This window comes from Cryobacterium flavum, assembly GCF_900103805.1.
Classification (GTDB): Bacteria; Actinomycetota; Actinomycetes; order Actinomycetales; family Microbacteriaceae; genus Cryobacterium; species Cryobacterium flavum.
On the sequence record NZ_FNIB01000001.1, the window covers coordinates 398,704 to 411,894 of the forward strand.

Here is a 13,191-nt window from a genome sequence, read left to right on the forward strand (position 1 = left end):
GCTCTAGGTGACGTCCTTCTTCCAGCTCACGGCATAGCCGATCATTGTCGCGACCACGGCGTAACCGAGCAGCACGAGGCCGCCCTGCCACCAGTCCAGCGGCGGGGCGCCTGCCGGGTTCGCGAGGGTGAAGACGCTCGCACCGACGAGGGCATCGGAGGCCGAGCCGGGCAGATAGTTGCCGATCTGCGCGGTGACCTCGAGAAAAGAGGCGGCCAGCCGTAACAGTGGCTCGACGAACTGGGTGAAGGCGAGCACGACCACGATCGACGCAACCTGGCTCGGCACCAGAACGCCGAAGCCCACGCCGATTGCAGCCCACAGGCCCATGGCAAGAATTGTGCGACCGACCTGCAGCCACGTTTCCGAGTCCAGCAGCAGCGCATCCACGCCGAACGCGCTCAGCGCCCCGCCGCCGAGACCAACGGATGCTGCCAGCCCGACAACTCCGAATCCAGCGCCGACCAGAACCAGCGTGACCGTCTTCGCTGCGAGTACCACACCGCGACGCGGCGTCGCGAGAAACGTGGGTGTCAGGGTCTGGTGGCGAAATTCACCCGTCGTCGCGAGCACGCCGAGCAGCACGGGGAAGACGTAGCCGACCGAGGAAGCGAAGCTGTAGATGATCGGTGGGAGGCTGCCGAAACCGAAGGCGCCGGCACCGCCGGTATTCACCGCGTCGGGACTGATCACACCGGTCTCGACGCCGGCGAGCAGCGCGCCGAGCCCGCCGGCGATGAGGCCGATGTAACAGAACAGAACGATAGCGAGAAGCCACCACAGGCGAGTGGTGAAAATTTTGGCGAATTCGGCCGAGACCGACCGCAGGAACGTGGTCATAGCGAGTGGCTCCCGCCGACGAGGGCGAGAAAGGAGTCTTCCAGGCCGGTTTTCTGCCGGTGCAGCACGCTGAGTTCGACCCCGGCGGTGAAAGCGAGGTGGCCGAGCAGTGCGGGGTCGGATGTGGCGGCGAGCAGGCCGGTGCGGCCGATCGAGAAGGTGATGCCCGCCGCAGTGAGCGCGGCTGTGAGGTTCTCGCGGTCGGGAGAATCCACGATCGTCTGGGGCGCGGCATCCGTATCGAGGCTGGAGAGTGGGCCGAGGTGCACGAGCTCGCCGCGGGCGATGATGACGACGTCATCGACGCTCTGCTGCACTTCGGAGAGCAGGTGTGAGCTGACCAGAATGGTGCGTCCTTCCGCGGCCATGTCGCGCAGAAAACCGCGAATCCAGCGGATGCCCTCCGGGTCGAGTCCGTTGATCGGCTCGTCGAGCACGAGCGCGCCCGGGTTGCCGAGCAGGGCGTAGGCCAGGCCGAGCCGCTGGCGCATACCGAGGGAGTAGCCGCCGACGCGCTGGGCGGCATGGGCGGCGAGGCCCACCTGGGTGAGCACCTCCATGACCCGGGTGCGCGGCAGCCCGGCGGCGATCGCGTACACGCCGAGGTGGTCGCGAGCAGAGCGGCCAGGGTGGAAGCTGGCGGCTTCGAGGGCTGCGCCCACCGTGGCAAGGGGATTGGGCAGGTCGCGGTAGCGAACGCCGCCAAACGTGGCCGTTCCGCTGCTCGCCGCGACCAGTCCGAGCAGAATGCGCAGGGACGTGGTCTTGCCGGCACCATTCGGCCCGAGAAAGCCGGTAACCCGCCCGGGCTCTACCGTGAAAGACAGGTCGTTGACCGCGGCGACCCCGCCAAAGCGTTTGCTGATGTTGCTGAATTCGATAACAGCGCCGGTAGGCATCCGACTCCCCTCTGTAGTGCTTCCCACCCTATTACCCAGGGGCCGTATAGTGCCGTCTACCGGGCTTTTCAGTTCAGGCCAGCAGGAAGTCCTCCAGGCCGGTGAGCAGTCGTTGCACCTCACCCGCCGTGTTGTACGGCGCCAGTCCGATGCGCAGGCCGCCCTCAGCACCGAGCCCGAGGTGCTTCGAGGCCTCGAGTGCGTAAAACGATCCGGTCGGGGCGAGCACCCGCCGGGCAGCCAGGAACGCCGCGGCATCGGCGGGCGGGTGCCCGGCGAAGGTGACCAGCACGGTTGGCGTGCGCTCGCGGGCACGCGAGTGCACGGTCACGCCGGGCAGAGCGGCCAGCCCGGCCTCGATTCGGCGAGCAGGCCCGCCTCATGATGTTCCAGGGCGATGGATGCCTGCACCAGGCGCTCCCGCCGGCTTCCGCCGATCGGTGCCAGTGCGGCCAGAAAATCGACGGCCGCAGTAACGCCCGCCATCAACTCGTAAGGCAGGGTGCCGAATTCGAAGCGTTCCGGAACCATTTCGGTGGAGGTGGCCAGCTTGTCCGGGTGGATGCGCTCGAGCAGGGCTGGGTCGGCGGCCAGCACGCCGCAGTGCGGTCCGAGGAACTTGTACGGGGAGCAGACGAAGAAGTCGGCGCCGAGCGCGGCCACGTCCACCGAGGCGTGCGGCGTGTAGTGCACCCCGTCTACCCAGAGCAGGGCGCCGACCGAGTGCACGGCGGCGGCGATCGCGGCGATCGGCGGTCGGGTTCCGATGAGGTTGGAAGCAGCCGTGACGGCGACCAGACGGGTGTGTTCGGTCAGTTGCGCGGTGACCGCCTCGGCGCTGAGCTCGCCGGTTGCCGGGTCGAAGTCGACCCACTTGACGGTGGCGCCGGCGTGTTCGGCGGCCTGGATCCAGGGACGGATGTTGGCGTCGTGGTCGAGCCTGGAGACCACGATCTCGTCGCCGACATTCCAGCTGCGGCCGAGGTGGCGGGAGAAGTCGTAGGTGATTTGGGTGGCGCTGCGGCCGTAGACCACGCCGTGCGGGTCGGCGCCGAGCAGGTCGGCCATCGCCGTGCGGAAGACGGTGACGGCGTTGTCGGCGTTCTGCTCCGGCAGGCTGCCGCTTCCGCGGTTGGACAGCGGTCGGGTCAGGGTGAGGGCGATCGCGGCGGCGACCTGGCGAGGCGTCTGCGTGCCGCCCGGACCGTCGAAGTGGGCGAACCCGGAGGAGAGGGAGGGAAAGTGGGAGCGGACTGCCAGCGCGTCATAGGTCACACGCCATCCAAGCACAGCGTCTGCTCGTCGACCAGCGCCGCCGAGACCACCGCCGGTCGAGCCGCGACGAACGGGTGGTCGAGACGAGTGGTCGAGCTACGCGTGCGCGGCGCAGGCGGGCGCTTCGCGTGTGACGCAGTCCGGGCAGGCCACGAGCTGTTCGCGGCAGGAGGCGTCCCGGCAGTTGAGCATGTTCGTGGTGGCCTGGCCGCACTCCTGGCAGGTCCCGAGCACGGCAGCACCGGGTGCGAAGTCGATGGACATCCGCTGGTCGAAGACGTAGAGCGATCCCGACCACAGTCCCTCATTGCCGAAAGCCTCGCCGTAACGCACAATGCCGCCGTCGAGTTGGTACACCTCGCCGAAACCACGCGACTTCATGAGACCGCTCAGCACCTCACAACGGATGCCCCCGGTGCAGTAGGTCACGACCGGCTTGCCCTTGAGATGGTCGTATTTGCCGCTGTCGAGTTCGGCCACGAACTCGCGCGTGTTGGCCACATCGGGCACGACCGCGTCTCGAAAGTGGCCGATCTCGGCCTCGAACCGGTTGCGCCCGTCGAAGAAGACGACCTCGTCTCCGCGTTCGGCGACGAGCGCATTGAGCTCGGCCGGCTGCAGCTTGGTGCCACCGCCGACGACGCCGGCCCCGTCGACGCGCAGCTCGCCGGGGGCGCCGAAGCTCACGATCTCCTCGCGCACCTTGACCACGAGCCTTGGAAAATCGAGGCTGTGTCCGTGCGAGTCGAGGCCGGTGCCCTCGCTGAACTTAAAGTCGATGTGCCTGAACGCCGGGTAGTCGCGGGTCTTGCGAATGTACTTCTTGATCGCGGGCAGGTCGCCACCGACCGTGCCGTTCAGGCCGTCTTTCGAGATGAGGATGCGCCCGCGCAGACCGAGCCCTGCACACAGGTCGCGCTGCCACAGTCGCACCGCATCGGGGTCGGCCAGCGGCGTGAAGATGTAAAAGAGCAGAATCTTCGGAATGGCCATGGGCCCATTTTACTTTGTGCGCATTTCTTGAGAGCGCGCGTAGGCTGGCCGCACTGTCTGTACTGCCACTGGTCAGCCGTATCGAGGAGGCAAATCGTGACCCAGGACCCGCTCGCCCGCTTCGGCGAGGTGCCCCAGTTTTCACTCAGCAGCACCGACATGACCGACGGGGCACCGCTCGCCGCAGCACAGTATGGAACCGACGCGGGCGGAGCGGATGTGTCCCCGCAGCTCTCTTGGTCGGGTTTTCCCGCCGAGACCCAGAGTTTCGCGCTCACCGCATACGACCCCGACGCCCCGACCGGCTCCGGGTTCTGGCACTGGGCGGTGGCCAACCTGCCGGTATCCGTGACCGAGCTGGCTGCGGGAATCGATACCCTGCCGGCCGGCGCACTCGTGCTGTCGAACGAGGTGCGTCTCACCTCGTTCATCGGCGCTGGCCCGCCGCCGGGAACCGGCACTCACCGCTACCAGTTCATCGTGCACGCCGTTGACGTGCCGACGCTCGAACTCGACTCGCAGTCCACGCCGGCCGTTCTCGGCTTCAACCTGCACTTTCACACGCTCGCGCGTGCGGTACTGGAGGCGACCGGGGTCGCGGGCGGGGCATCCGCTGCCTGAGGGGGCGCCGTGTAAAACCGGGAGTTGTCCCCAAATGGGGTAACTCCCAGCGGGGATTCGGGGGAAACGACTTAACCTCAGGCAGTGAGTATCACCAGCACCACGTTCGACACCGCTCGTTCCATTCCCCCCACCAGCCCCCCAACGTCGTCAGCGCGCCCGGCCGTGCCGACGCCCGCCTGGCTGCACGGCATCCGTTTGCATGCCGACGGCGTGACCGTCGACCGGTCTCTGCACCGGGAGACGGGCATCCGTCGGTTGCCGGTCTGGGCGTGGCGCGCGCTGATGCTGCGCCGGGCGACCCCGGTGCACAAGTTCAACCTGCACCCGATCGATTCGGTCGAATACGACCTCGACCTCGACTACATCGGCGATGGCCAGAAGATTCACCGGCTCGACGTTCTCGTTCCCAAACGCGAAGCGGGCGCAGACCCCTTACCCGTGTACGTGTATTTTCACGGCGGCGGCTGGACCTCCGGCGACAAAGACCCGCTCACCAAGTACTGCGCAAGCCAGGCTGCCGAAGGAATGGTCGTCGTCAACGCGAACTACCGCATGGCCACCCGGTTTCAACTGGGCCACATGATGAAGGACGGCAACGCCGTGCTCGACTGGGTCGCCCGCAATATCGCCGCCTACGGGGGAGACCCGACCCGAATCGTGCTCGGCGGCGACTCGGCCGGCGGCCACATCGCGGCGCTGCTCACCGCTGCGGCCTTTGAACCCGAGCTCGCAGAACACTATGACATTGCGCCGCCGGTCGCCCGCCGCAACCTGCGCGGCCTCGTGCAGCACTGCAGCATCGCCGATTTCTCGGTGCTATTCGACCGTGGGTTTGTGCTGAGCCTCAACTTTGTTCGGATGCTGCTGCCCGAGCGCGGCCGCGGACTGCACCTGCGTACGGCCGCGCGTTTCATGTCGCCGATCGAGTGGCTCGACCGCGGTTTTCCGCCGGTCTTCGTCACGACGTCGGAGCGCGACTATTTCTACCGGGCCAACCTCAACTTCATCGAGGCGCTACGAGCCCGCAAGATTCGGGTCGACACGCTCATTTACGGCCGACGCAGCGTCAACACCAAGCACACCTGGCAACAGGACGACACGCATCCGGAATCGCAGGAGGTCTACCGTCGCCTCGGCGCCTTCGTGCGTGCCGTCGCGCCGCGGGCTATGACGGTTTAGGACCGCGCGCCGGTTGCGGCGAGCACTCCGCCGAGGCCGATCATCATGACGCCGCCGGCCGAGGACAGGTTCTCGATGCGCTTCGGTGACCGGGCAAACCAGACCCGTGCCGTGCCGGCCGCGAGAGCCCAGGTGCTGTCGCCGAGCAGGGCGAGCAGCACGAAGACCAGTCCGAGCACCGCGAGCTGCAGCGGAACATCGCCGGCCCGGTAGTTCACAAACTGCGGCAGCACCGCGATGAAGAAGACCAGTGACTTAGGGTTGCTCAGGCCCACCACGAATCCTTCGAGAACGAGCCGCCACTTGGTCTTGCGGGCCACCCTAACCTCGCTCATCTGCGCGGCCTTGCCCCGGTTGCGAATCGCCTGCACCCCGAGATAGATGATGTAGGCCGCGCCGGCGAACTTGACGATCGTGAACAGCAGCACCGACTGGGTCACGATGACGCCGAGTCCGAGAGAGACCGCGACGATTACCGGAATCAGGCCCAGGGCGTTGCCGAGCACGCTGAGAAAGCCGCCAAGCCGGCCGAGTGCCAGCGATCGTCCGATCACGAACAGCACGGTCGGGCCGGGAATGACGATGAGCGCGATCGACGCGAGCGCGAACGTGAGCAGGGTGGGCAGGGAAACCATGTTTGAATGCTAAACCCAGCGGCGACTGTGGCACATCGTGCAGCCAACCCCCGTTGCGGCGACGGATGCTGGTGCCCCCCCACAACGGATTGCTCGCGGTTGCGCCCACTTCGCTAGCATCGTTTCGTGCATATGTTCTTCAGAACCCTCCTCCACGCCCTGCTGTCGAAGTTCGGCCCAAAGCTCGGTCACTTCGATGTCGCGCGCACCAACTTTGTGACCCTGCCGACCGACCAGGATATTTTGCGGCACATGAACAACGGCGTCTACCTGTCCATCATGGACGTGGCCCGCTTCGACATGCTGCACCGCACGGGCGTCTGGGCCATCTTCAAGCAGCGAGGCTGGTACCCCGTCGTGGTCTCCGAGACCATCAGTTTTCGCAAGTCGCTCACGGTCGGCCAGAAGTTCACGGTGGAGTCGCGCATCCTCGGCTTCGACGAAAAGGCGGTCTACGTCGAGCAACGTTTCGTACGACCGGATGCCGACGGCGTGCTCGAGATCTACGCCCACGGCTACATTCGTGGTCGCTTTCTCAAGCGCACCGGCGGAATCGTCACGATCGACGAACTGCTGGGCGCGATCGGCGTCGCCCCCGACAACGTGAGCGTTCCGGAGTGGCTGCTCGAGTGGGCTGGCGCGGCAGCGGCCGCACCCACTCGAGCCCCGGCCCCGAGCATCTGGATCTAGCCTAGTTAGGCGGTGCGCACCGGAACGATGAGGTCCTTGTAGAACTGGGCGTGCGCGGGGTAATAGTGATTCCACTCGGGCAGGGGAAGGCCGGCGCGGGAGGCGACCAGGCGGTCGAGGTAGTAGTCCCAACCGGGGCCGACCGTGGCGGCCTCGCTCGCCGAGCGCAGACGCTGCCCGAAGGTCAGGTTGGTCATGCCGTCGCCCTCAACCAGGTGGAACAGTGCGCGCCAGGAATCTTCACCCTCGCCGAAGTCGCCGTTGAAACGGTGCGGCGCCTGGCACTCGCGAATACTCACGTACTCCCACTTGGCATCCGGCTCGGCCGTCATCTTGAACTTGACCGCGCCGGTCGCCGGAGAACCGGAGTAGGTGCCGATCCACTTCTCGAGTTCGGCAGGACGGGTCAGGCTCGCCCACACCTGCTCGATGGGCGCGTTGAACAGCCGATTGAGCATGAGATACAGGCCGTCCTCGCGGTGTACGAGGCGTCCGGTGGGCTTGGCTGACATGGGGACCTCCACTATGAGTGACATGCGCTTGTAACCTCAGGTTAGGCCACATTGAGAGGGTCGGCTACACGCTAAGCCCCTTCGAGCAGGGCCATCGCGGCGTTGTGTCCGCCGAGCCCGCTGACCCCGCCGCCGCGCCTGGCTCCGGCACCGCAAATGAGAATGCGCGGATGCTCGGTGGCGACTCCCCAACGCTCGGCGGGCGTGGCCTGCGGCTCGTCATCCTCCAGAAATGGCCACGACAGCCCGCCGTGAAAGATGTTGCCGCCGGGCAGATTCAGGGCGTGCTCGAGGTCGAGGGTTGTTTTGGTTTCGAGGCAAGGGTGACCCTCAACATCCGTCATCAACAGGGCTTCGATCGGCTCGGCGAGCACCGAATTGAGCGAGCAGAGCACGGCGGCCTGCAGCTGCGCGCGCATCTGGTCGTTGTTGGCTTCGGTGAGCGCCCGATTCGGGGTGTGCAGGGCGAACACGGTAAGGGTGTGGGCACCGGCCTGGGCAAGTTCGGGCGACAGAATGCTCGGGTCGGTCAGCGAATGGCAGTAGACCTCGCACGGCACCAGTTCGGGAATCTCACCGGACATGGCCTGGTCATACGCGGTCTGCAGCTGCTTGTAGCCCTCGTTGATGTGAAACGTACCGCCGAATGCCGCCTCCGGCGACACGCTCGCGTCCAACAAGTGCGGCAAGCGTGTCAGCAGCAGGTTGACCTTCACCTGGGCGCCTTCCGGCTTGACCAGGTCTGCGGATGCCCCGCCTCCACCACCCAGCAAACCCCGCAGCACCCACGGCGCCACGTTGGCCAGCAGCGCGGCGCCGTTCGTCGTCTTCAGGCGCCCGTTCTGGCGGTATTCCACGGCTCCGTCGGGGGTGGCCGACGTGACCTCGGCGCCGACTTCGAGCCGCGCACCGGCCTCGCGCGCCGCCCGTTCGAGTGCCCCGGTCACAGCGCCCATGCCGCCGATCGGCACGTCCCAGTCCCCGGTTTCATTGCCGATCACGTGATACAAAAAGCAGCGGTTCGCGTCGGGACTGGAGTCATCGAGGCCCGTGAAGGTGCCGATCAGCCCATCGGTAGCCACGACGCCGCGCACGAGATCGTTCGCAAACCGGTTGGTGATCGTGTCGCCGAGCGGCTGCTCGACCAGGGCGGTCCAGAGGGCATCGTCGCCGACCAGTCGCTTAGCCTCCGATCGGGTGAGCAGCGGTTCGCAGATCGTGGGAAACACGGCGCGCGCCAGTCGGGCGGTGTCGTCGTAGAAGGAGTTCCAGGCATCGAAATCGGCCGCGGCACCGATGCGTTCGAACGACGCCCTGGTCGCTTCGGGGTCGCCCTGGTCAACGAGTAATCCGGCGCCAGTCGGCCCCGGCGTGTACGACGAGTACCGACGTCGAGCCAGCTCGATATCGAGCCCCAGCTCGCGGATGATTCTGGTCGGCAGCAGGCTCACCAGATAGGAGTAGCGCGAGAGGCGCGCGTCAATGCCGGGGAAGGTATCCGCTGAAATGGCGGCGCCGCCCACCTGCTTCTCCCGCTCGAGCACGAGCACGCTGCGGCCGGCCTGGGCCAGGTAGGTGGCGGCGACAAGGCCGTTGTGGCCGCCACCGATAATCACGACGTCGTGTCTGGTCTCGCTCATGAGCAGAGCCTAGCCAGTGCGCGCCGAACCTATCAGTCACCTTGCATTCACCTGCGAGTCACCTGTGACCAGTACACAGAATGGCATCCATTGTCTGCAACAGGAGGATCTACCGCATGAGCGCCTTTCGACGCCCCGCACGCCGCCGACTACCCGTTGCCATCCTGGCTGTCACGGCCTGCGCCGCTCTCGCGGTGGCGCCGCTCGTATCGTCGGCAGCACCGACGGCATCCGCTGCTATCGTCGTCGCACCGGTGACCGCGTCGGGGACCGACCCGTACTTCAACCTGGCGCCGCTGGGAACGTACGAGACCGGCACCTTTGACGCCTCGGCCGCCGAGATCGTGACCTACCACGCCGCCAGCAAGCGACTCTTCGTGGTCAACGCGGCCCAGGGTGCCGTGGACGTGCTCGACATCGCCGACCCGACTACCCCGGTCAAGGAGTTCTCGCTCAGCGCAGCGGGAACCACAATCGACGGCGGCAGCTCGCTCATCCCCACCGGTTCCACCGCCAACTCGGTCGCCGTGCGCGCCGACGGCCTCGGCGCAATGGCCATCGAATCGCCCACCAAGTCGGATGCCGGCTGGCTCGTCTTCTTCGACGCCAACGCGACGACAGCCACCATTCTGGGCGCGGTTACGGTCGGTGCCCTGCCGGACATGGTGAGCATCTCGGCCGACGGCAAGTATGCCGTCTCCGCCAACGAGGGCGAGCCGAACGACCTGTTCACCGTCGATCCCGAGGGGTCGGTCAGCGTCGTCACGCTCCCGTCGACCCTTACCCTGCCCGCTTCGTCGGCCGTCGCGACCGCTGATTTTCACGCCTACGAATCCGAAGCCAATGGCGGCACGAGGACCCTCGACCCCGACGTGCGCATCTTCGGACCGACTCCCGAAGCGGGCTTTCCGGTCTCGCGCAACCTCGAGCCCGAGTATGTCGCGATCGACCCGAACAGTCTCACCGCGTATGTGGCGCTGCAGGAAGCCAACGCGGTCGCTGTGGTTGACCTCGTCGCGGCTGAGGTCACCGAAGTGCGCTCGCTCGGCTTTCAGGACCACGGCCTGCCCGGCAACGGCATCGACGCCTCCGACAAGGATTCGGCCGTCAACATTCAGACCTACCCCGGTCTGCACGGCATGTACATGCCCGACGGCATGAACGCCTACACGGCGAAGGATTTCTCCACCGGCACTGACGCGACCTACCTGGTCACCGCCAACGAGGGCGACGCCCGCGAGTGGGGCAGCTACGTCGAGGGCGCGCGTGCGGAGGACCTCACGATCTGCGCTACTAGCGACCTCTTCGGCAAGAACAACGACGCAGGAATGGGCCGCCTGAACGTGACCAAGGAAAACGGTTACAACACCGCCGGCACCTGCTACGAGGAGCTCTACTCCTTCGGCTCCCGCTCCTTCTCGATCTGGGACACCAACGGCGCCCAAACCTTCGACTCCGGTGAGGACTTCGAGCGCATCACCGCCGCGGCCAACCCGGCCTATTTCAACTCGAACCACAGCAAGTCCAACTTCGAGGGTCGCAGTGACGACAAGGGCCCCGAACCCGAGAACCTCGCCATCGGCGAGATTGACGGTCGCACCTACGCCTTCATCGGCCTGGAACGGGTGGGCGGCATCATGGCCTACGACATCACCGACCCGACCGACGCGAAGTTCGTGACCTACCTCAACAACCGCAACTTCGGCGTCGACGCCACCGTCGACCTGTCGGCAGCCGGTGACCTCGGCCCGGAGGGCGTCACGTTCATCTCCGCCAAAGAATCGCCCACCGGTGAGCCGATGCTCGCCGTCGGCAACGAGGTTTCCGGAACCACCACCATCTTCTCGATCAACGTCATCCCCACCGAAATTCAAGTGCTCGGCATCAACGACTTTCACGGTCGCCTCGAAGCCAACGCCAGAAACCAGGAGGCCGGCGCGGCCGTCCTGGCCGGAGCCGTTGCCCAGCTGAAGGCGAAAAACCCGAACACCCTGTTCGTCTCGGCAGGCGACAACATCGGCGCCTCCACCTTCACCTCTTTCTCGCAGCAGGACGAACCGACGATCACGGCGCTCCTTGCGGCCGGGCTGGACGCATCCGTTGTGGGTAACCACGAGTTCGATGCGGGCTGGGACGACCTCGAGGGTCGGGTCCGGTCTTCGTTCGGCGACCCGCGCTACGCGCTCGGCGCCAACGTCTACCTGAAGGGCACGACCACCCCGGCACTCGATGAATACTGGGTCAAGGAGGTCGATGGCGTGCGCGTCGGCTTCATCGGCACCGTCACCGCGGCTACCGCCTCACTGGTCTCCCCGGCCGGCATCGCCGACATCGAGTTCGGCGACCAGCTCGAGGCCGCCAATCGCGTGGCAGCGCAGTTGCAGGATGGCAACACGACCAACGGCGAGGCCGATGTCATCGTGCTGCTCACCCACGAGGGAGGCGTCGGCACCGACTGCGCCGCGATCGGTGACGCCGACACCCTCTACGGCGATCTGATCCGCGACGCATCGGCCAATATCGATGCGATCCTCTCGGGTCACACCCACGCCACCTACAACTGCTCCTACCCGGTCACGGGCTGGACCGACGGGCTGAAACGCCCGGTGATGCAGAGCGGCCAGTACGGCATGAACCTCGACCAGCTGAAAATCTCGGTCGACCCAGTGACCAAAAGCGTCGTCTCGATGACCAGCGCGCTGGTGGACCTGCACAACGGCACGACCGGCCTCTACCCGGCCGACGCCACCGTGGCGCAGATCGTGACGGATGCCGCGGCCCAGGCCGACATCGTCGGCTCGGTTGAAGTCGGTGCCATCAGCGCCGACATCAAACGTGCTTACAACGGCGTGGCAGAGGACCGCGGGTCGGAATCGAGCCTCGGCAACCTCGTCGCCGACATTCAGCTTTGGGCCACCTCGAACTCTACCTTCGGCGGTGAACCGGCCGAGATCGCCTTCATGAACCCCGGCGGGGTGCGCACCGACCTGAGCTACGGCGAGAACGGCAAGGTGACCTACAAAGAGGTCGCCACCGTGCAGCCCTTTGCCAACACCCTCGTCACCATGGACCTCACCGGTACCCAGCTGCGCACGGTGCTCGAACAGCAGTGGCAGTCCAGCCGCGCCAAGCTGCACCTCGGTGTCTCCGAGGGGTTCAGCTACCTCTATGAGCCCGACGCGGCGCTGGGCGAGCACATCGTCGGTATGTCGCTGAATGGTGTGGCCATCGCCCCGACCGACGTGTTCCGCGTGGCGGTGAACTCGTTCCTAGCCTCGGGCGGCGACAAATTCACGACCTTCGCCGCCGGAACCAGCGTCGCGGACACCGGCCAGGCCGATCTCGCCGCGACGGTCGCCTATTTCGAGAAGCACCCGCTCGTCGACCCGGCATCGCTCGGCCGCGCGGTACTGGCCGGCACCGACTGGGCCAGCATCGACGTGGGTGACGCCGTCTTCACCCCGGGCGAGCGCGTCACCGTCACGGTCTCCGGGCTGAACCCCGGCCAGAAGGTCACCGGCACGCTCTACTCCGTGCCGGTGAACCTCGGCACCTTCGCGGCCAATGCTGCCGGAGTCGCAACGTTCTCCGCAGTGATTCCGGCGAGCACGCCGGTCGGCGCGCACACGCTCGTGATCAGCTCGGTCGGCCTGGAGCCGATCAGCCTCGCGGTCACCGTTGTTGCAGCGGCGAGCACGAGCGGCCTGGGTGCTATCCCGGCACTCGGCGCGTCGCTGGCCCCGGCCGGCCTCGCCGCGCTGCTCCTGTTGCTCGGCGGCGGCCTCATCTTGGCCCGTCGCAAGCGCCAGGCCCTGCAGGCCTAGCCTGTTCAGAACGGATGCCCCGGTGCTCGCGCCGGGCATCCGTTTGACTGGGCGGTCATGCGACGCGGCTGATCGCCGGG

General features: G+C 66.5%; 12 protein-coding genes. 4 read left to right on the forward strand and 8 right to left on the reverse strand.

Features of this window, described 5'->3' with window-relative positions:
- Window positions 1-3: 3 nt before the first annotated feature.
- The 5 genes from BLS91_RS01820 to trhO form a co-directional block, all read right to left on the reverse strand.
- Entirely contained in the window at window positions 4-840 is an 837-nt protein-coding gene (locus BLS91_RS01820) for an ABC transporter permease (RefSeq protein WP_092338619.1), read from the reverse strand.
- On the reverse strand, window positions 837-1,739 hold the full coding sequence (locus BLS91_RS01825; RefSeq protein WP_092338621.1) for an ATP-binding cassette domain-containing protein: 903 nt from the start codon (window positions 1,737-1,739) through the stop codon (window positions 837-839). Before BLS91_RS01825 ends, BLS91_RS01820 begins: the two co-directional genes overlap by 4 nt.
- A 73-nt stretch (window positions 1,740-1,812) precedes the next feature.
- Complete coding sequence (locus BLS91_RS21030; protein ID WP_338061536.1) at window positions 1,813-2,070, reverse strand: aminotransferase class V-fold PLP-dependent enzyme; 258 nt, start codon at window positions 2,068-2,070, stop codon at window positions 1,813-1,815.
- The gene (locus BLS91_RS01830) at window positions 2,067-3,014 is read right to left on the reverse strand and encodes a cysteine desulfurase-like protein (RefSeq protein WP_338061537.1); all 948 of its coding nucleotides are present in this window, start codon (window positions 3,012-3,014) and stop codon (window positions 2,067-2,069) included. The genes BLS91_RS21030 and BLS91_RS01830 overlap by 4 nt, the downstream gene beginning before the upstream one ends.
- 96 nt (window positions 3,015-3,110) lie before the next feature.
- On the reverse strand, window positions 3,111-4,007 hold the full coding sequence (gene trhO, locus BLS91_RS01835) for an oxygen-dependent tRNA uridine(34) hydroxylase TrhO (protein ID WP_092338623.1): 897 nt from the start codon (window positions 4,005-4,007) through the stop codon (window positions 3,111-3,113).
- A 96-nt stretch (window positions 4,008-4,103) separates the two neighbouring features.
- Between trhO and BLS91_RS01840 the strand changes: the two genes are divergently transcribed.
- Both BLS91_RS01840 and BLS91_RS01845 read left to right on the forward strand, forming a co-directional pair.
- Window positions 4,104-4,628 (forward strand): YbhB/YbcL family Raf kinase inhibitor-like protein, encoded by a 525-nt coding sequence (locus BLS91_RS01840; protein WP_241983072.1) that lies wholly within the window; start codon window positions 4,104-4,106, stop codon window positions 4,626-4,628.
- Between the two features lie 84 nt (window positions 4,629-4,712).
- Complete coding sequence (locus tag BLS91_RS01845; RefSeq protein WP_233197244.1) at window positions 4,713-5,810, forward strand: alpha/beta hydrolase; 1,098 nt, start codon at window positions 4,713-4,715, stop codon at window positions 5,808-5,810.
- Here the strand turns inward: BLS91_RS01845 and BLS91_RS01850 are convergent.
- Window positions 5,807-6,445, reverse strand: a complete 639-nt coding sequence (locus BLS91_RS01850) for a LysE family translocator (protein ID WP_092338625.1) — start codon at window positions 6,443-6,445, stop codon at window positions 5,807-5,809. The two genes, BLS91_RS01845 and BLS91_RS01850, sit on opposite strands and share 4 nt — an antisense overlap.
- Before the next feature lie 126 nt (window positions 6,446-6,571).
- Here BLS91_RS01850 and BLS91_RS01855 point away from each other — a divergent pair, with 126 nt between their 5' ends.
- Window positions 6,572-7,135 (forward strand): acyl-CoA thioesterase, encoded by a 564-nt coding sequence (locus BLS91_RS01855; protein WP_369827315.1) that lies wholly within the window; start codon window positions 6,572-6,574, stop codon window positions 7,133-7,135.
- 5 nt (window positions 7,136-7,140) lie between these two features.
- Here BLS91_RS01855 and BLS91_RS01860 read toward each other — a convergent pair whose 3' ends face one another.
- Window positions 7,141-7,647 carry an SRPBCC domain-containing protein gene (locus tag BLS91_RS01860; RefSeq protein WP_092338629.1) on the reverse strand — a complete coding sequence of 169 codons (507 nt, stop codon included), beginning with the start codon at window positions 7,645-7,647 and terminating at the stop codon, window positions 7,141-7,143.
- Window positions 7,648-7,718: 71 nt separating this feature from the next.
- Window positions 7,719-9,287 carry a phytoene desaturase family protein gene (locus tag BLS91_RS01865; protein WP_092338631.1) on the reverse strand — a complete coding sequence of 523 codons (1,569 nt, stop codon included), beginning with the start codon at window positions 9,285-9,287 and terminating at the stop codon, window positions 7,719-7,721.
- 116 nt (window positions 9,288-9,403) lie between these two features.
- Between BLS91_RS01865 and BLS91_RS01870 the strand changes: the two genes are divergently transcribed.
- Entirely contained in the window at window positions 9,404-13,111 is a 3,708-nt protein-coding gene (locus BLS91_RS01870; RefSeq protein ID WP_092338633.1) for a choice-of-anchor I family protein, read from the forward strand.
- The last annotated feature ends 80 nt before the right edge of the window (window positions 13,112-13,191 follow it).

Coding starts and splice junctions, on each gene's coding strand:
- BLS91_RS01820 (WP_092338619.1), bottom strand. CDS start 840: ATGACCACGTTCCTGCGGTCGGTCTCGGCCGAATTCGCCAAAATTTTC.
- BLS91_RS01825 (WP_092338621.1), bottom strand. CDS start 1,739: ATGCCTACCGGCGCTGTTATCGAATTCAGCAACATCAGCAAACGCTTT.
- trhO (WP_092338623.1), bottom strand. CDS start 4,007: ATGGCCATTCCGAAGATTCTGCTCTTTTACATCTTCACGCCGCTGGCC.
- BLS91_RS01850 (WP_092338625.1), bottom strand. CDS start 6,445: ATGGTTTCCCTGCCCACCCTGCTCACGTTCGCGCTCGCGTCGATCGCG.
- BLS91_RS01860 (WP_092338629.1), bottom strand. CDS start 7,647: ATGTCAGCCAAGCCCACCGGACGCCTCGTACACCGCGAGGACGGCCTG.
- BLS91_RS01865 (WP_092338631.1), bottom strand. CDS start 9,287: ATGAGCGAGACCAGACACGACGTCGTGATTATCGGTGGCGGCCACAAC.
- BLS91_RS01870 (WP_092338633.1), top strand. CDS start 9,404: ATGAGCGCCTTTCGACGCCCCGCACGCCGCCGACTACCCGTTGCCATC.